This is a genomic window from Streptomyces sp. NPDC127119, assembly GCF_042677425.1.
Taxonomy (GTDB): Bacteria; Actinomycetota; Actinomycetes; order Streptomycetales; family Streptomycetaceae; genus Streptomyces.
In genome coordinates this window covers 1-17,792 of record NZ_JBHXTO010000016.1, presented here as the reverse complement: position 1 = coordinate 17,792, position 17,792 = coordinate 1, and the positions used below count along the sequence as shown (strand labels likewise).

18 protein-coding genes are annotated in these 17,792 nt (G+C 71.7%); 10 read left to right on the top strand and 8 right to left on the bottom strand.

Features of this window, described 5'->3' with window-relative positions:
• Nucleotides 1-21: 21 nt before the first annotated feature.
• The 4 genes from pstC to ACFVH5_RS10495 all read right to left on the bottom strand — a co-directional run bounded on the left by pstC (nt 22) and on the right by ACFVH5_RS10495 (nt 4,376).
• Nucleotides 22-1,086 (bottom strand): phosphate ABC transporter permease subunit PstC, encoded by a 1,065-nt coding sequence (gene pstC / locus ACFVH5_RS10510; RefSeq protein ID WP_385833150.1) that lies wholly within the window; start codon nt 1,084-1,086, stop codon nt 22-24.
• A gap of 119 nt (nt 1,087-1,205) precedes the next feature.
• On the bottom strand, nt 1,206-1,601 hold the full coding sequence (locus ACFVH5_RS10505) for a hypothetical protein (protein WP_384800091.1): 396 nt from the start codon (nt 1,599-1,601) through the stop codon (nt 1,206-1,208).
• A 211-nt stretch (nt 1,602-1,812) separates the two neighbouring features.
• Nucleotides 1,813-3,480: a hypothetical protein gene (locus tag ACFVH5_RS10500; protein WP_385833149.1), complete on the bottom strand. Its 1,668-nt coding sequence runs from the start codon at nt 3,478-3,480 to the stop codon at nt 1,813-1,815.
• Nucleotides 3,481-3,707: 227 nt separating this feature from the next.
• Nucleotides 3,708-4,376, bottom strand: a complete 669-nt coding sequence (locus ACFVH5_RS10495) for a PH domain-containing protein (RefSeq protein ID WP_385833148.1) — start codon at nt 4,374-4,376, stop codon at nt 3,708-3,710.
• Between the two features lie 534 nt (nt 4,377-4,910).
• Between ACFVH5_RS10495 and deoC the strand changes: the two genes are divergently transcribed.
• The 3 genes from deoC to ACFVH5_RS10480 are packed head-to-tail and all read left to right on the top strand — an operon-like array spanning nt 4,911 to nt 8,252.
• The gene (gene deoC / locus ACFVH5_RS10490; RefSeq protein ID WP_385833147.1) at nt 4,911-5,870 is read left to right on the top strand and encodes a deoxyribose-phosphate aldolase; all 960 of its coding nucleotides are present in this window, start codon (nt 4,911-4,913) and stop codon (nt 5,868-5,870) included.
• 5 nt (nt 5,871-5,875) lie between these two features.
• Nucleotides 5,876-7,324 carry an aldehyde dehydrogenase family protein gene (locus ACFVH5_RS10485; protein ID WP_385833146.1) on the top strand — a complete coding sequence of 483 codons (1,449 nt, stop codon included), beginning with the start codon at nt 5,876-5,878 and terminating at the stop codon, nt 7,322-7,324.
• Nucleotides 7,317-8,252 carry an aldehyde dehydrogenase family protein gene (locus ACFVH5_RS10480; RefSeq protein ID WP_385833145.1) on the top strand — a complete coding sequence of 312 codons (936 nt, stop codon included), beginning with the start codon at nt 7,317-7,319 and terminating at the stop codon, nt 8,250-8,252. The genes ACFVH5_RS10485 and ACFVH5_RS10480 overlap by 8 nt, the downstream gene beginning before the upstream one ends.
• A 118-nt stretch (nt 8,253-8,370) precedes the next feature.
• Here the strand turns inward: ACFVH5_RS10480 and ACFVH5_RS10475 are convergent, their stop codons facing one another.
• Nucleotides 8,371-8,775, bottom strand: a complete 405-nt coding sequence (locus tag ACFVH5_RS10475) for a hypothetical protein (protein ID WP_385833144.1) — start codon at nt 8,773-8,775, stop codon at nt 8,371-8,373.
• Nucleotides 8,776-8,902: 127 nt separating this feature from the next.
• Between ACFVH5_RS10475 and ACFVH5_RS10470 the strand changes: the two genes are divergently transcribed.
• On the top strand, nt 8,903-9,559 hold the full coding sequence (locus ACFVH5_RS10470) for a uridine kinase (RefSeq protein WP_385833143.1): 657 nt from the start codon (nt 8,903-8,905) through the stop codon (nt 9,557-9,559).
• A gap of 409 nt (nt 9,560-9,968) precedes the next feature.
• Here the strand turns inward: ACFVH5_RS10470 and ACFVH5_RS10465 are convergent, their stop codons facing one another.
• Nucleotides 9,969-10,730, bottom strand: a complete 762-nt coding sequence (locus tag ACFVH5_RS10465; protein WP_384800115.1) for a SigE family RNA polymerase sigma factor — start codon at nt 10,728-10,730, stop codon at nt 9,969-9,971.
• A 320-nt stretch (nt 10,731-11,050) separates the two neighbouring features.
• Here ACFVH5_RS10465 and afsQ1 point away from each other — a divergent pair, with 320 nt between their 5' ends.
• From afsQ1 to ACFVH5_RS10440, 5 genes are all read left to right on the top strand, one after another.
• A complete protein-coding gene (gene afsQ1 / locus ACFVH5_RS10460) occupies nt 11,051-11,728 on the top strand; it encodes a two-component system response regulator AfsQ1 (protein WP_099505496.1) in 678 nt (225 codons plus the stop codon).
• On the top strand, nt 11,725-13,329 hold the full coding sequence (locus ACFVH5_RS10455) for an ATP-binding protein (RefSeq protein ID WP_385833142.1): 1,605 nt from the start codon (nt 11,725-11,727) through the stop codon (nt 13,327-13,329). Before afsQ1 ends, ACFVH5_RS10455 begins: the two co-directional genes overlap by 4 nt.
• A gap of 167 nt (nt 13,330-13,496) precedes the next feature.
• The gene (locus tag ACFVH5_RS10450) at nt 13,497-14,063 is read left to right on the top strand and encodes a hypothetical protein (RefSeq protein WP_385833141.1); all 567 of its coding nucleotides are present in this window, start codon (nt 13,497-13,499) and stop codon (nt 14,061-14,063) included.
• A gap of 147 nt (nt 14,064-14,210) precedes the next feature.
• Nucleotides 14,211-14,777, top strand: a complete 567-nt coding sequence (locus tag ACFVH5_RS10445) for a VanZ family protein (protein WP_384800122.1) — start codon at nt 14,211-14,213, stop codon at nt 14,775-14,777.
• A gap of 101 nt (nt 14,778-14,878) precedes the next feature.
• Entirely contained in the window at nt 14,879-15,082 is a 204-nt protein-coding gene (locus ACFVH5_RS10440; RefSeq protein ID WP_107020361.1) for a PspC domain-containing protein, read from the top strand.
• Nucleotides 15,083-15,197: 115 nt separating this feature from the next.
• On the opposite strand, the gene ACFVH5_RS10435 is transcribed toward ACFVH5_RS10440, so the two are convergent.
• Nucleotides 15,198-15,548, bottom strand: a complete 351-nt coding sequence (locus tag ACFVH5_RS10435) for an ATP-binding protein (RefSeq protein ID WP_384800126.1) — start codon at nt 15,546-15,548, stop codon at nt 15,198-15,200.
• Nucleotides 15,549-15,673: 125 nt separating this feature from the next.
• Nucleotides 15,674-16,828, bottom strand: coding sequence for an adenosine deaminase (locus tag ACFVH5_RS10430; RefSeq protein WP_385833140.1), 1,155 nt, complete (start codon nt 16,826-16,828; stop codon nt 15,674-15,676).
• Nucleotides 16,829-16,941: 113 nt separating this feature from the next.
• Between ACFVH5_RS10430 and ACFVH5_RS10425 the strand changes: the two genes are divergently transcribed.
• Nucleotides 16,942-17,703, top strand: a complete 762-nt coding sequence (locus tag ACFVH5_RS10425) for an alpha/beta hydrolase (RefSeq protein ID WP_385833139.1) — start codon at nt 16,942-16,944, stop codon at nt 17,701-17,703.
• The last annotated feature ends 89 nt before the right edge of the window (nt 17,704-17,792 follow it).

Genomic DNA, 17,792 nt, shown 5'->3' with positions numbered 1-17,792 from the left:
GCGGGTCGTCCGCGGGGCGCCTCACGCGTCGCTGGCCGCGCCGGAGCGGCTGCGGGCGACGATGGACGAGGCGGCGAAGTTGACGATCAGGGTCATCACGAACAGCGCGAACCCGGCGGCCATCAGGGCGGACAGGCTGAACTCGCTCGCCTCGCCGTAGCGCAGGGCGATCAGCGAGGAGACCGAGCTGGTGCCCGACTGCAGGATGTGCCACTGGACGGTGAAGACCGGCGAGATGAGCATGAAGACGGCGATGGTCTCGCCGAGCGCCCGGCCGAGGCCCAGCATGGTGCCGCCGATCATGCCGCCCTTGCCGAACGGCAGGACGACGCTGCGGATCATGCCCCAGCGGGTCGCGCCGAGCGCGTACGCCCCCTCGCGCTCACCCGCCGGGGCCTGCGAGAAGACCTCGCGCATGATCGAGCAGATGATGGGCGCGACCATCATGCCGACGACCAGGCCCGCGATGAACGTGGACGAGGTGTAGACGGTCTCGGGCGCGAGCGGGTCGCGCGGATCGGCGCCGTCGACCTCGAAGACCGGGATCCAGCCGAAGTAGGTGGCGATCCAGCGGGCGGTCGGGAGCACCTTGCCCTCGAGGAAGAAGACCCCCCACAGGCCGTACACCACGGACGGGACCGCGGCCATCAGGTCGACGACGCTGATCAGGGTGCGGCGCAGCCGCGGTGGCGCGTACTCGGAGATGTAGAGCGCCGCGCCCAGGGCGAGCGGCACGGCGACGGTGATCGCGACGAGCGCGATCAGGACGGTGCCGACCAGGATGGCCGCGATACCGAAATTGCCGGTGTCGGGCTGCCAGGCGGCGGTCGTCAGGAAGGACCAGCCCGCCCGGTCGAGCGCCTGCCAGGCCCGCAGCAGCAGGAAGCCGCCGACCAGGAGCATGACGGCGAGGACGAACCCGCCGCCGCTCCGGGCGACGGCACGGAAGACCCGGTCCGGTACACCGGAGTCCGCGTACAGCCGACGCGGTACGTCATCGGCGAACGCGGCGGACCCGGGCAGGGAGGTTCCCGGGGAACCGGGTCTCAGACGTCTCGGAGGTCCAGAAGGTCTCTGTGAGGGCACACACCGGACGTTCTACGCCGTCGGTTGACATGCCCATCCCGATGCGTAAACGAGAGGTTCCCTGGGGGCAACTTCCACCCCGGCGCGCTCTCCACACGACCTCCGCCACCGGTCGCGTCTCACGTGTCACCCCATAACTCCGGTCTGGCCGGGTCGAGTTGGGGTAACAGCGCCCGGAAGCGGTCGTACGCGGAACGGCAGGTCGCATGACGCTCGTACGTACGCGCCGCCGCCGCCACGGGACGGCTCGCCGCGTCCCAGAGCAGCCAGATCCATCCACCGCCCTCCGAGCTGTGCTGGATCCCGCCGACCAGCTCGCCCCGGCTCGCGCAGAGCCTGGTGAAGGCCGCACGGCACTGCGTGTGCGAGTCGTGCGAGTCCGCCGAGACGGCCACGGACCGTCCGTTCGGTGCCACCAGGCGCCAGCCGTAGGCGCCTTCCGCAGAGAAGTCGATCAGACATCTCATCCCCGCCGTGACGGCGGCAGGTCTTGCCGCCCCCCTGGGCTGCTCCATGTCCCCACCCCCGCCGCCCTTCGAGACAGCAGAACCGCAGGTACGGCCCCCTTGTGAGCGACAGAGGCAATCTACTGAGGCCCATGAGACACAGGGCGGACAAAACTAACTGCCGGACGCACACTTCATGCTCTGGTATCCCCTTGGTAACGCCTAGGCAAGACGGGTCGGCAAGCGCTGTCACGAACGGGCGCCGGCGGCCTCCCCGTCCTCAGCCCCACACCACCAGGACCGCCGCCCACACCAGCGCCAGGACGACGGCCAACGGCCAGAGCGGGCGGCCCCGTTCGGGGGTGGTGCTCTCCCCGGTGGGCCGCAGCGCCGGGTCCTCGCGCATGGCCGACAGCTCGGCCGCCAGCGCGTCGTACGGATGGACCAGGCCGCGCCGGCGCTCGAACCACGCCCAGCGCGGCGCCGCGACCGACCAGTCGTCGCCCCGCCAGCGCAGCTTCAGCTCGAAGGACCGGCGGCGTACGGAGCGGATGTCGTCCCAGGGCACGTGCCGGGGGCCGCGCAGCCCGGTGACCCACAGGCCCGAGCGGTCCGCGGTGATGCGCCAGGCGAGTTTCACGGGGACGCGGGCGGCTCCGTAGAGACCGAGTGCCGCGGCCAGGCCCAGCTTCCAGGAGGGCAGTTCGGCCTCGGTGAAGCCGGCCCAGGTGAGCCAGACGCCCCACTGCACCAGCAGCGCGGCGGCCACCCAGTCCAGCCAGCCCGCACGCCAGCGGCGCACCGGGGCGGGTGCGCGGTCCACGACCGACTCCCTGGCCTGCCGCTCCAGTTGACGGTTCTGCTCCTCGCGGGCCTTCTCCCTGGCGATGCGCCGCACACCGGCGCTCGGCGACAACGGGCGGACCGGGCCCGCCGACCACTCCGTCAGCGGCGGCTGGTCCGGGTCCTCGTCGGCGCTGAGGACCACGACCTCGGCGCCGTCGAAGGGCGCCCCGAAGAGGACGGCCTCGCGGACCGGCCCGGGGACGTCGTCGTCGACGGCGTCGAGGAGCCGCTCCAGTTCTTCGGCCCCGGCTCCGGCATCGGGACCGTCCGTCCCGCCCTCGTCCTCGTCGTCCTCGTCGGATTCGCCGTCGTACGAGGTCAGTTCCACCGTGAACAGGGGCCGCAGCGCCGCGAGGTCGTCCGCCGCGTACACCTCCGTGGTGCCCTGCGCGTCGTCGCGTACGAGGACACGCAGTACGGGTGCGGGGGCCCGGCGCAGTGCGACCGCCCGGTGGCGGCCGAGCCACGCCGAGACCAGGGCGGTCAGGCCGAGCCCCGTCAGATAGAAGGCCATGACCCAGGAACCGCGCTGGTCGTCGACCGTGCCCCACAGATGCGCGGTGACACCGGTGAGGACACCGAGCACCAGCACCACCAGACCGAGCGGGAGCAGGAAACGGCCGCGCCGCACCGGGGCCCGCCCGTCGGGGACCTGTGCCGTGCCGTCCCCGGCGGCCTCCAGCGCCTGTTCCAGCTGCCCGCCGCGGGCCCGCAGGCGTACGGCGACGGCGGCCCAGGAGGCCACCACGACGAACGCCCCGACGGCGGTCACCGCCCACGGCAGGGACGATGCCTGCACCGCGAGCCCCAGGAGCAGCGCGGGCGCTCCTGCCCAGACGAGTTCGGGGCGTGCGAGCACCCACAGGACGTACACCGCGAAGCCCGCCGCGACGAACGGCCACAGCCCGCCGAGCATCGCGGCCCAGGCGCCCGCGCAGAGCGCGAGGGTGGTCACGGCTCCGGCGATCGACCGGCGCACCCGCAGGAACGTCCAGCGCGACGGCAGCGCGGCCGACCAGTTAGCCGCCCGGCCCGCCGTCCAGTCCCGGCAGTCGGCGGGTATCGCGGCCACGGGCAGTCGCAGCGGCTCGTCGTACGACACATGCACTCCTGGATCGCGTGGAAACGCCGGTGCCGACACCGGCGCGGGCACCGGTGGTGACAGTAGCGAGCGAAACGACCCGCCCAGGCCGGCGGACGTCCCGGCGCCCGATGCGGGTGCCGCCCTCTCCTACGGGCGGGCGTGGCCATCCGCCTCAAGCGGGCCCGCCCGGAGTACGGCGGGGATGACGCCGACGGGCGTGGGGCGGTGCGGGACGGTGTGCGGGATCAGGCCACTGACAGGAGGATCGCCAGCAGGACCGCTCCGGCCGCCGCGGGGGCCACGACCTCGTAGGCCCAGCGCACCGAGACGTCGCCCTGGGCCTGCGGGTCCTTGCCGTGCGCCTCGACCAGTTCGCGCAGCTCGTCGATGATCTGGTCGCCCTGCGCACGTACGGGGCCGGTGGCCACGGGGGTGGGGTGCGGGGCCTGCCGGGGCTGGCCGAGACGGCCGCGACCGCCGGCCGCGCCGCCGCGGGCCTCCTTGCGGGCCGCCCGGTTGCGGGCGCGCAGGGAGACCGGTACCGCCCAGACCTGGTACTTGGCGCCGGTCTTGTCGAGCACCTCGTTCGAGTAGCCGGACCGGAACGCCTCGACCGTTCCCCAGGGCAGCGTGATCACCCGGAAGGGGTTACGGACACGCATGCGCTGCTCGTTCGCGTAGACCGCGGGGCGCAGGGTGAAGGCGGCGACCAGCGGGACCAGCAGGAGCAGGGTGGCCAGCGCGACCCAGGGGGTGCGGCCCTCGCCCGTGACCAGGGCGTCGATACCGAGCCAGGCCGCGATGCCGAGCAGCAGCGCGCCGCCGGCGACACCGGAGGGGGACCGGTAGACCCTGTCCTTGAACTGGGATTCCGGGGTGTCCGGTGCGGGTGGCTGATGGTCCGGGGTCGTCATACCCCGATTCTGCCTGACCGCCCCTTCGCTCCGCGGGTGGGGCGTCGCCGCCTGCGGGCCCACGGGGGCCCTGGCCGGGAACGTCGTCGTCTGCGGGTCCGGTGGGGGTTGCTCGCGCCGTTCCCCGCGCCTCCCTGCGGGGCTCTGCGCGGGGACGTCGTCTGCGGGTCCGGTGGGGGCTCGCCGCGCAGTTCCCCGCGCCCCTTGGGGGTGGCGGGGTTCGTTGTCATCCGCGGCCCCGGTGGGGGTTGCGCGCGCAGTTCCCCGCGCCCCTTACGGGGCCCCGGCAGGGCACCCCCGAAGGGGCACGGGGGAAAGCCGGACCTGCCTAGGGGCGCGGGGAACTGCGCGGCCAGCTCCCACCGGACCCGCACACAACATCCGACGCCGGCCCCCTCCCTCAGGGGCGCGGGGAACTGCGCGAGCAACCCCCACCGGGCCCGCAGACGACGTCCCCGCGCAGGGAGGCGCGCCCCCACACCGTCTCAGGGGGTGTACAGCTGCTACGCGCGTAGATATGCTCGGGTGGTGACCATGCCCACCACTGCCCCCACCGCAGCCCACGCATTCACGGACGTGACCGCGTCGGACAGCACCCTGCGCCGCTTCCTCCACGGGCTGCCCGGCGTCGACACGGTCGGCCTGGAGGCGCGCGCCGCCGCCCTCGGCACCCGTTCCATCAAGACGACCGCGAAGGCGTACGCCATCGACCTCGCCATCTCGATGGTCGACCTGACGACGCTGGAGGGTGCGGACACCCCCGGCAAGGTCCGGGCGCTCGGTGCGAAGGCCGTGCACCCGGACCCCACGGACCGCACCGCCCCGACGACCGCCGCCGTCTGCGTCTACCCCGACATGGTGGCCGCCGCGAAGGAGGCCGTCGCCGGCTCCGGCGTGCTGGTCGCCTCTGTCGCGACCGCCTTCCCCGCCGGCCGCGCCGCGCTGGACGTGAAGCTGGCCGACGTGCGGGACGCCGTCGCCGCGGGAGCCGACGAGATCGACATGGTCATCGACCGCGGCGCGTTCCTCGCGGGCAGGTACCTGAAGGTGTACGACGAGATCGTCGCCGTGAAGGAGGCCTCGGGCGCCGCCCGCCTGAAGGTCATCTTCGAGACCGGCGAGCTGGCGACGTACGACAACATCCGGCGCGCGAGCTGGCTCGGCATGCTGGCGGGCGCGGACTTCATCAAGACGTCGACGGGCAAGGTCGCCGTCAACGCGACCCCCGCGAACACCCTTCTGATGCTGGAGGCCGTGCGCGACTTCCGTGCGCAGACCGGGGTCCAGATCGGGGTGAAGCCCGCCGGCGGCATCCGCACCACGAAGGACGCCGTCAAGTTCCTGGTGCTGGTCAACGAGACCGCGGGCGCGGACTGGCTGGACAACCACTGGTTCCGCTTCGGCGCGTCCTCGCTCCTCAACGACCTGCTGATGCAGCGCCAGAAACTGGCCACCGGCCGCTACTCCGGCCCCGACTACGTGACGGTGGACTGATCCACATGGCTTCCGCAACACCTTCCGCATTCGCATACGCACCCGCGCCCGAGTCCCGCTCCGTCGTCGACATCGCGCCCTCGTACGGCCTGTTCATCGACGGGGAGTTCACCGAGGCCGCCGACGACAAGGTCTTCAAGACCGTCAGCCCGAGCACCGAAGAGGTCCTGTCCGAGGTCGCCCGGGCGGGCGAGGCGGACGTCGAGCGCGCGGTCGGGGCCGCCCGCAGGGCTTTCGGGAAGTGGTCCGCGCTGCCCGGCGCCGAGCGCGCCAAGTACCTCTTCCGTATCGCCCGGATCATCCAGGAGCGCAGCCGCGAACTGGCCGTCCTGGAGACGCTGGACAACGGAAAGCCCATCAAGGAGACGAGGGACGCCGATCTCCCCCTCGTGGCGGCGCACTTCTTCTACTACGCGGGCTGGGCCGACAAGCTCGACCACGCCGGCTTCGGCGCGAACCCGCGTCCGCTGGGCGTGGCCGGCCAGGTCATCCCCTGGAACTTCCCGCTCCTGATGCTGGCCTGGAAGATCGCCCCGGCCCTGGCGACGGGCAACACGGTGGTGCTGAAGCCCGCCGAGACGACCCCCCTGTCCGCCCTGTTCTTCGCGGACATCTGCCGCCAGGCGGGCCTGCCCAAGGGTGTCGTCAACATCCTTCCGGGATACGGCGACACGGGCGCGGCGCTCGTCGAGCACCCGGACGTGAACAAGGTGGCCTTCACCGGCTCCACCGCCGTCGGCAAGGCCATCGCCCGCCAGGTGGCGGGCACGGACAAGAAGGTCACGCTCGAACTGGGCGGCAAGGGCGCGAACATCGTCTTCGACGACGCGCCGATCGACCAGGCCGTCGAGGGCATCGTCACGGGCATCTTCTTCAACCAGGGCCAGGTCTGCTGCGCGGGCTCCCGGCTGCTGGTCCAGGAGTCGATCCACGACGAGCTGCTGGACTCCCTCAAGCGCAGGCTCTCGACGCTGCGTCTGGGCGACCCGCTCGACAAGAACACCGACATCGGCGCGATCAACAGCGCCGAGCAGCTCGCCCGGATCTCCTCGCTCGTCGAGCAGGGCGAGGCGGAGGGCGCCGAGCGCTGGTCCCCGTCCTGCGAACTGCCGTCGTCGGGCTACTGGTTCGCCCCGACGCTCTTCACGAACGTCACCCAGGCGCACACCGTCGCCCGCGACGAGATCTTCGGCCCGGTCCTGTCCGTCCTCACGTTCCGCACCCCGGACGAGGCGGTCGCGAAGGCCAACAACAGCCAGTACGGACTCTCGGCGGGCATCTGGACCGAGAAGGGTTCCCGGATCCTCGCGGTCGCGAGCAAGCTGCGCGCGGGCGTCATCTGGTCCAACACGTTCAACAAGTTCGATCCGACCTCGCCGTTCGGCGGCTACAAGGAGTCGGGCTACGGCCGCGAGGGCGGTCGCCACGGCCTGGAGGCGTACCTCGATGTCTGACAAGCCGAAGAACACCGAGAAGGCCAAGCAGGCCGAACAGGCCGCGCCGCAGCGCCTGAGCGTCTTCAAGACCTACAAGCTGTACGTCGGCGGGAAGTTCCCGCGTTCCGAGAGCGGCCGGGTGTACGAGGTGACGGACTCGAAGGGCACGTGGCTGGCCAACGCGCCGCGCGCGAGCCGCAAGGACGCCCGTGACGCGGTCGTCGCCGCCCGCAAGGCGTTCGGCGGCTGGTCCGGCGCGACCGCGTACAACCGCGGCCAGGTCCTCTACCGCGTCGCGGAGATGCTGGAGGGCCGCAGGGACCAGTTCGTACGGGAGGTCGCGGAAGCGGAAGGTCTCTCGAAGTCCAGGGCCGCTCTCCAGGTGGACGCGGCGATCGACCGCTGGGTCTGGTACGCGGGCTGGACCGACAAGATCGCGCAGGTCGTCGGCGGCGGGAACCCGGTGGCGGGCCCCTTCTTCAACCTCTCGTCCCCCGAGCCGACGGGTGTCGTGACGGTCCTCGCCCCGCAGGAGTCGTCGTTCCTCGGGCTGGTCTCCGTGCTCGCCCCGGTGATCGCGACCGGCAACACGGCGGTCGTGATCGCGAGCGAGACGTCCCCGCTCCCCGCGCTGTCGCTGGGCGAGGTCCTGGCGACCTCGGACGTCCCGGGCGGCGTGGTGAACCTCCTCACCGGCGGTACGGCGGAGATCGCGGCCCCGCTCGCCGCCCACCAGGACGTCAACGCGATCGACCTGGCCGGCGCCGACGAGGCACTCGCGAAGGAACTGGAGATCGCGGCGGCCGACAACCTCAAGCGCGTGGTCCGTCCACAGCCTGTGGATTACTTCGCCGCGCCCGGCACCGACCGCCTCACGGCGTTCCTGGAGACGAAGACGGTCTGGCACCCCACGGGGGCGCTGGGCGCGTCGGGCTCGTCCTACTGAGGCGACGCCCCACCGGGCCGGTGTCCGGCCCGCCCGAGCGGGAGAGCCGCGCATCCCCACCGTCCGGGGGAGGCGCGGCTCTCTCTCGCCCGCCGAGGGGCTCGTGGGCGCTCGTGGTTCAGGCGCCCAGCAGGGTCGTCACCTGGCCCACCACCGGGACGCTGCCCAGCGACTGGGCCTGCGCGATCGGCGCGGTCAGCATGGTCGTCGCCATCGGCGGGAAGTCGGCGATCTGCGTGCCGAGCCCGTTGTCGAGCGGGTCGACGCCCGTGCCGGCCAGCGGGTTGGGCTTCAGGCCCGCGACCGGACCGGTCACGTAACCGACCGTCCCGGTCAGTGCCTGCAGTCCGGCCTGCGGGTCGACGGTGCCCAGCGAGGTCGGGCGCGTACGGATCACGTCCACCACGGGGTCGGTGTCCGCGGCCGCCGCGGTCGCACCGGCGCCGACCGCGATCCCCGCGGTGGTGAGGGCCAGCAACGCGCGCCGGGCGGTCGGGTTCTGGTAGGCCGTGTGTCGTGCCATCGCTGCTGCCACCTTCTGATGCGCTGAGTAATCAGGTCGACACGTAGGGTAGTTGAGGGGTGACGTGCGTTCCAAAGGCGACCCGCGGGCTCGGCCGGGAGCGCATGATGCCGCACACTGGTGTCTCGTGAGTTCTCCTCTCCCGAATTCCCCGGCAACCGCACGTGTCGTACTGCTGTGCGGCCCCTCCGGCTCCGGCAAGTCCCTTCTCGCGGCCCGCTCCGGCCTTCCGGTGCTGCGGCTCGACGACTTCTACAAGGAGGGCCACGACCCGACGCTGCCGCAGGTGGCGGGGAGTTCGGACATCGACTGGGACCATCCGCTGTCCTGGGACGCGGACGCGGCCGTCGCGGCGATCGCCGAGCTGTGCGGGACGGGTCGTACGAGCGTTCCCGTGTACGACATTTCGCTGAGCGCGCGTACGGGTGCCGAGGTCGTCGACTTCGAGGGGACGCCGGTCTTCATCGCCGAGGGCATCTTCGCGGCGGAGATAGTGGAGCGGTGCCGGGAGACGGGGCTGCTGGCCGACGCGCTCTGTCTGAGCCGGGGGGCCGTGACGACGTTCCGGCGGCGGTTCCTGCGGGATCTTCGTGAGGGCCGGAAGTCCGTGGCGTTCCTTCTTCGGCGGGGGTGGCGGCTGATGCGGGACGAGCGGGCGATCGTGTCGCGGCAGACCTCGCTCGGCGCGTACGCGTGTGATCGGGACGAGGCGCTTGATCGGCTCGCGTCCGCCGCTCGCTCCGCGGCGGAGGTCGTGGATGACGTGCGGGTGAGCGGGGGCTGAGCTCGCGCAGTTCCCCGCGCCCCTGAAAGGCAAAGGACTGCGCCGTTTCCCGCGCCCCTGAAAAGCGAAAGACTGCGCCGTTCCCCGCGCCCCGCGCGCCTGAAAGCAAAAAGAGCAGCGGGACCGGCTGGGCCCCCCGGCCCCTCCGGTCCCGCTGCTCTTTCTGTTCCCCCGCGTGCTCCCCCGTGGTCCCCCCGGACCCCGTTGGTTCCCCTCGGTGTTGCTCCCCGTTGCTCCCCCCGAGCCGTCCGTCGCCTCCCCCGAAGTGACGGACCGCCCCTTGTCGTCCGCCACCTCCCCCCGGAGCTGCGGACTTCCCCCGTACCGTTCGTCACCTCCCCCGAAGTGACGAACTTTTTTCTGCTGTCCGACGCCTCCCCCCGGAGTGACGGACAACCCCCCTCAGCCTTCAGGCGACGAGCTCCCCGAAGGACTCCTCCTCGTCACGGCCGAAGCTGAGGACGTCGTCCTCGCGCAGCCGGCGGAGCGACCGCCAGATGCTGGACTTCACCGTGCCGACGCTGATGTCGAGGATCTCCGCGATCTCCGGGTCCGTGCGGCCCTCGTAGTAGCGGAGGACCAGCATGGTGCGCTGGAGTTCCGGAAGCCGGGCGAGCGCCTGCCACAGGACCGCGCGCAGCTCCGTGCCGCGCATCGCGTCCGTGTCGCCGGCCGTCTCCGGCAGCTCCTCGGTCGGATATTCGTTCAGCTTGCGGCGGCGCCACGCGCTGATGTGCAGATTGGTCATCGTGCGGCGGAGGTAGCCCCCGACCGCGGCCTTGTCACTGATGCGGTCCCACGCCCGGTACGTCGAGAAGAGGGCGCTCTGCAGCAGGTCCTCGGCCTCGAAACGGTCACCGGTCAGGTGGTAGGCGGTCGCGTACAGGGAGGCGCGGCGCTCCTGGACGTAGGCGGTGAACTCCGCCTCCGACACCGAGTGCCGCTCCCCCGTGACCTCCCCGTACGCCGCCCCCGTACCCCCGTGGGCGACCCCCGTGCCGCTTCCCCCCGTGTGTGCGTCAACCACCGTCATGTACGACCCGGTGTGCTGACGCCCGGTGCCGCGAGCGCACCCCCGCCCGCTCACGGCACCGGACTTCTCGGTGCTCCTCGTGACGTCGTGGAGCCGCGTGACAACTGCGCCAGTGTTGGTGCTGTGCAGCGTGTTCATCTCGCGCCCCCCGTCGTGGAGTTCCGGTTCTCCGGTACTTCGTCTGCTTCGTAGCCGACCGTGTCGCCGGCTTCGCTGCGGTGCTTCCGTGCTTGTGACCAAAAGCTTGCCGGGGCCACTTCATGACGGTGTCCCCCGACTGTCACAGACCTGTCACAGGGGCCGGTCCCCGATTTCCCACAGACCGATCACAGAGAAGCGCCGTACGGCTACTCATCCGGCACACTCGGCACGCCTCGGCCACGCACTCGTACGCAGGACATGTGTGGGAGCGCTCCAACAGTCGATACCCGCCCACGTCATGGGACAGAATGACGTCCGTGCCTTCCCTGTTGCTGATCGAGGACGACGACGCCATCCGGACGGCCCTGGAGCTCTCGCTGACGCGCCAGGGACACCGGGTGGCCACCGCTGCCACCGGCGAGGACGGTCTGAAGCTGTTGCGCGAGCAACGGCCCGATCTGATCGTTCTCGACGTGATGCTGCCCGGCATCGACGGATTCGAGGTGTGCCGCCGTATCCGGCGTACGGACCAGTTGCCGATCATCCTGCTGACCGCGCGCAGCGATGACATCGACGTCGTGGTCGGGCTGGAGTCCGGCGCCGACGACTACGTGGTCAAACCGGTGCAGGGGCGGGTGCTCGACGCCCGGATCCGGGCCGTGCTGCGCCGCGGCGAGCGCGAGGCGAACGACTCGGCGACCTTCGGATCGCTGGTGATCGACCGCGCCGCGATGACCGTGACGAAGAACGGCGAGGACCTGCAGCTGACGCCCACCGAGCTGCGGCTGCTGCTCGAACTGAGCCGGCGGCCCGGCCAGGCCCTGTCCCGGCAGCAGCTGCTGCGGCTGGTGTGGGAGCACGACTACCTCGGCGACTCGCGGCTCGTCGACGCGTGTGTGCAGCGGCTGCGCGCCAAGGTGGAGGACGTGCCGTCCTCGCCGACCCTGATCCGTACCGTGCGCGGCGTCGGCTACCGGCTGGACAACCCTCAGTGACCAAACCGCAGGACAAGCTCCGTGGCTGGGCGGCGGCCCGTCGGACGGTCATGGCGGGGCTGCGCTTCACCAGCCTTCGGCTGCGGCTGGTCGTGGTGTTCGGGCTCGTCGCGCTGACCGCCGCCGTGTCGGCGTCCGGGATCGCGTACTGGCTCAACCGCGAGGCGGTGCTCACCCGTACGCAGGACGCGGTGCTCGGCGACTTCCAGCAGGCGATGCAGACCCGCGCCAGCACGCTGCGGCAGCACCCCACGCAGGGGGAACTGCAGCGCGCCGCGGGGCAGATGGCGAACAGCAGCCAGCGCTTCAGCGTGCTGCTGATCGCCGAGGACGAGAACGGCACGGCCGTCCGCGGCAACTCCGACCTGGACACCTTCACGCTGGAGGACGTACCGCAGTCCCTCCAGAAGGCGGTGAACAAGGAACAGAAGATCTCCTCGCACAACAAGTACGCCTACCACCTGTACTGGCAGCGGACCGTGCAGGGCGACAAGCCGTATCTGGTGGGCGGTGCCAAGGTGATCGGCGGCGGGCCGACCGGGTACATGCTCAAGTCCCTTGAGCCGGAGGCCAAGGACCTCAACTCGCTGGCCTGGTCGCTGGGGATCGCGACCGGGCTCGCGCTGATCGGCTCGGCGCTGCTCGCGCAGGCCGCCGCGACGACCGTGCTGAAGCCGGTGCACCGGCTGGGGACCGCCGCGCGGCGGCTCGGCGAGGGCAAGCTCGACACTCGGCTGCGGGTGTCCGGGACGGACGAACTCGCCGATCTGTCACGGACGTTCAACCGCACGGCGGAGTCGCTGGAGAAACGGGTCGCGGACATGAGCGCCCGTGACGAGGCGTCCCGGCGGTTCGTGGCGGACATGTCGCACGAGCTGCGGACACCGCTGACCGCGATCACCGCGGTGACCGAGGTGCTGGAGGAGGAGCTCGACGCCGAGACCGGCAGCGTCGACCCGATGATCGAGCCCGCCGTACGGCTCGTCGTCAGCGAGACCCGGCGGCTGAACAACCTCGTGGAGAACCTGATGGAGGTCACCCGCTTCGACGCGGGCACCGCCCGGCTCGTCTCCGACACCGTCGACATCGCCGACCAGATCACCGCGTGCATCGACGTACGCGCCTGGCTGGACGCGGTCGAACTGGACGCCCCGCGCGGCATCATGGCGCACGTCGACCCGCGCCGCCTGGACGTCATCATGGCGAACCTCATCGGCAACGCCCTCAAGCACGGCGGTTCCCCGGTGCGCGTGTGCGTGCGCGAGGAGGGCGCCGACCTGGTCATCGCGGTGCGGGACCACGGCCCCGGCATCCCCGAGGACGTCCTGCCGCACGTCTTCGACCGCTTCTACAAGGCGAGCGCCTCCCGGCCGCGCTCCGAGGGCAGCGGCCTGGGCCTGTCCATCGCCCTGGAGAACGCCCACATCCACGGCGGCGAGATCACCGCCGCGAACTCGCCCAAGGGCGGCGCGGTCTTCACCCTGCGCCTGCCGCTCGACGCCTCCGAGCCGAAGGATCCCGAGGACGACGGGGACCACGGCGACCCGGCGGCCGAGGACGCGCACCGGGCCGACGCCGACCGCACCGAGGGGGGCGTGTGATGCCCGTACGACAGGACACGCCGGACACGCGGGACGCACAGGGCATACGCGCCCCGCGTGCACCGCGTGCGACACGAGCCCCGCGCGCGACCCGAGCGCTCCGTACCGTCCGAGCGGCCCGAGCTGTCCGTGCGGTCCGTCCGGCGCTCGCCGTGCCGCTGCTGGCCATGGCTCTGGCGCTGGCCGGGTGCGGGATCCGGGCGACGGAGGTGCCGACCGACTTCGGGCCCGCGCCCTCCCGGGTGCCGTGCGCGCTCACCGGACCCGACATCGGTACGCAGTCCTCGCGCGGCATCCTCGTGCAGGTCTTCCTCGTCTGCTCCTCCCAGCTCGCGCCCGTCGACCGGACCGTACGCATCGGGGCGGGTCCCGCCGAGACGGACCGGGTACGCGCCGCGCAGGCCCTCCTCGACGAGCTCTCCCAGTCCCCCTCGGACGCCGAGAAGCAGGCGAACTACTCGACGACCGTGCCCAAGGGCCTCACCGTGACCGGCCCGCGGCGCACCGACCCGGGCGACGCGCTCCGGCTGAGCACGGCACCCGCGGACCTGACCCCGTACGCGCTGGCACAGATCATCTGCACCTTCAGCGACTCCGAGGCCGCCTCCGACGACGGCACGGTGACCCTGGGCGGCCCCGGCGACGACGCCTCACGGCGCTACGAGTGCACCGAGGCCGTGCGTACGCGGCCGGGCACGGAGACCCCGCCCTCCACGCGGACCGACGGGGCCTGAGCCGCCCCCGCGCCGCGGGCGGGTGGCTTCCCCGGGTTGTCCTGAAACGGTCGGCCGGAGCCCGTCTGTGGCGCACGCCTCACCCGTGCGGACCAAGCGCCGCCGTCACACGGAACCGATCCTGCCGGTGGCCGCGTCCTTGGGGTCGTGCAGCGTCAAGGCTCCAACGGCGGAACCGCCGTGAACCGCGTCCGTGTGACGGGAGGTCTCCTCCTCGTCGCACATCTCGCGCTTGTCGCCTGGGTCACGCTGCGGCCCCTGGACGTGCCCTGGGTGAGCGCCGCGAACCTGCGGCCGTTCGCCAGCATCAGGGCCGATCTGGCGATGGGCCCCGGGGCGGCGGCCCACGCCATCGGCAAGGGTCTGCTGCTGCTCGCCCCGCTCGGGGTGCTGCTGCCCCTCGCGGGCGGCCGGCTGGCCGTCTCCCCGCTGCTGTCCCTGATGCGGACGGTCGCCGCGGGCGCGCTGCTGTCGCTGGGCATCGAGCTCCTGCAGACCGGGGTGCCCGGCCAGGTCGTCGACGTCGACTCGCTGCTGCTGAACACCGTGGGCGTGGCGCTGGCCCATCTCGCCTTCGTGCCCGCCGGGCGGGCCGCACTGCGCCGTCGCGCCCTGCTGCGCCGCCGGGCCGCCGCGCTGCGCCGCAGGGAAGCGGTGGAGGAGTCGACTCAGGGTCTGACCCCGACGATTCCCAGGGTCGGTATCGCTCCATAGAGTGACGCCTGTGACTCTTCGTATCCGTACCTTGGATGTCAGAGGGGGCGACCGCACGGGAAGCCCCGGACCCATCCGTAGACGCTCACGAAGGAGTCGCAATGAACCGCCTTGCCCGCCCGACCGACGGCCGGATGATCGGCGGAGTGTGCGCCGCGCTGGCTCGGCGCTTCGGCACCTCCGCGACCACGATGCGCGTGATCTTCCTGGTCTCCTGTCTGCTGCCCGGCCCGCAGTTCCTGCTCTACATAGCCCTGTGGATCCTCTTCCCCGCAGAGGGCAAGGCGACCCGCACGGCCTGGTGACGCGTACAGCCTGAAGACACACACGGTCTGATGCCGCGTACGCGAGAACGCCGATGGGGCGCACCCGAGCGGGGGTGCGCCCCATCGGCGCGTACGAAGGCGGTGCGGGCCGGGTTCAGCCCAGCGGGATGCCGTTGACCGGCGCGCCGTGGGTGGGCAGGCCCTGGATGGGGAGTCCGCCGAGCAGACCGGCGACGGGCGCGGCGGGACCCTCGGCGAGGAGGTTCGCGACGGCCGGCTGGGCGGCGGTGACAGCACTGCCGAGCGCGTTCTGGCCCTGGGTGACCGCTTCGCCCGTGCCGGGCAGGGCCGAGGCGAGGCCGTCGACCGGCAGCGTGCTGGTGGCGTTGCCGAGCGCCGGGACCTCGGGGAGCGCGGGAGCGGCGTTGGCGGCGCCGGCTCCGGCGGCGGCGAAGGCGGCACCGAGAGCGGCGACACCGAGGGTCTTGGCAGCAGACTGCTTCATCTTCGTCCTTGCATGCGGTGACGGGGATTCGAGCGGTCCGAAACGGTAATCACGTGCGAGCGCGCCCCGCAAACATCGAAAAGCGGCCGAGTCGTCCTCACCCGGCCGCTTCCCGTCCTTCGACTTCAGCCCTCTTCGCGCACAGAACCGCTGGTGGAGGCGGTCTGCTGGAACAGCCATTCGGACTTCAGCTCGGCATAACCGGGCTTGATCACGTCATTGATCATGGCCAGTCGTTCATCGAAAGGAATGAATGCTGATTTCATCGCATTGACTGTGAACCACTGCATGTCGTCGAGCGCGTAACCGAATGCGTCGACCAGGTGCTCGAATTCCCGGCTCATGCTGGTGCCGGACATGAGCCGGTTGTCGGTATTCACCGTCGCCCGAAAATGCAGCCGCCGCAGCAGCCCGATGGGGTGCTCGGCGTACGAGTCGGCGGCGCCCGTCTGGAGATTGGAACTGGGGCACAGCTCCAGCGGCACCCGCTTGTCGCGCACGTACGAGGCGAGGCGGCCCAGTTTCACCGTGCCGTCGTCCTGCACCTGGATGTCGTCGATGATGCGCACGCCGTGGCCCAGCCGGTCGGCGCCGCACCACTGGAGCGCCTGCCAGATGGAGGGCAGCCCGAAGGCCTCGCCCGCGTGGATCGTGAAGTGGTTGTTCTCCCGCTTCAGATACTCGAAGGCGTCCAGGTGACGGGTGGGCGGGAAGCCGGCCTCGGCGCCCGCGATGTCGAAGCCGACGACGCCCAGATCCCGGTAGCGGTTGGCCAGTTCGGCGATCTCCAGGGCGCGGGCCGCGTGCCGCATGGCGGTGAGCAGGGCGCCGACGCGGATGCGGTGGCCGTTCTCGCGGGCCAGCCGCTCGCCCTGCCGGAAGCCCTCGTTGACGGCCTCGACGACCTCTTCGAGGGTGAGCCCGGCTTCGAGGTGCTGCTCGGGCGCGTACCGCACCTCGGCGTAGACGACGCCGTCCTCGGCGAGGTCCTCGGCGCACTCGGCGGCGACGCGCACCAGCGCCTCGCGGGTCTGCATGACGGCACAGGTGTGCGCGAAGGTCTCCAGGTACCGCTCCAGCGAACCGGAGTCGGCGGCTTCGCGGAACCAGATGCCGAGCTTGTCGGCGTCCGTCTCCGGGAGGCTCGTGTAGCCCGCGTCACGGGCGAGGTCGACGATCGTCCCGGGGCGCAGGCCACCGTCCAGGTGATCGTGCAGCAGGACCTTCGGCGCCCGGCGGATCTGCTCCGAGCTCGGGGTGTTCTTGGTCTGGCTCGTCATTTCCGCACTCTAACGCCTACGCGCGTAGATCTCTCCTTGCGCGGATCCGTCGATATGTAACGGTGACCGTGCGGACGGATGGCGTACACCATTACTTCTGACACTGTTTTGTCATGGCACAGCAAGCGACGCCGGTTCGCACGGCACGGCTGGGGCGGGCGCTCGGCACGGAGCCGACGGCGGTGAGCGGCGTGGTGCTGCTGCTGCCGGGCGGCGAGGAGACCTCGTCCCGCAGACCTTCACCGATGCTGGCGGCCGCGTCCGTCAGGGCGTTGGGCCGCCGGCTCACACGCGCGGGACGCACGGAGGGGCTGGCGGTGCACGTGGTGCACTACCGGTTCCGCGGCTGGAACGGGAGCGAGGCACATCTGGCACAGGACGCCACGTGGGCCGCGGACGAGGTCGTACGGCGGTACGGGGACGTGCCCGTCTGCCTCACCGGGGTGGACATGGGCGGGCGGGCCGCCCTGCGCGCGGGAGGCCACGACGCCGTCAACTCCGTGCTCGCGCTGTCCCCCTGGCTGCCCGAGGAGGACGTCGCGGCACCGCCCGAACCGGTGAAACAGCTCGCGGGGCGGCGGGTGCTGATCGTGCACGGCACCAACGACCAGCGGACCGACCCCGAGTTGTCGTTCCGGCTCGCGGCGCGGGCCAAGAAGGCGAACCGGGACATCTGCCGGTTCGAGGTGCACTCGGACCGGCACGCGCTGCACGCGTTCCGCGACGAAGTGCACGCGCTCGCCGAGGACTTCGTGATGGGGGCGCTGTTCGGGCGGGCGTTCTCACGGCCCGTGGAGGACGCGCTCGCGGCCCCGCCGCCGCTGGGCCTGCGAATGCCGCTCGCCTCCGGCTTCGGACGGTCGCTCCGGCGCTAGGTCCTGTCGTCAAATTCCCGACGTCCGCCCGTAGGGCGGGCCGGGCGGCGTCTGGTGCGTGCTCTCGGTGTGCCGGGCGGAAGCCCTCG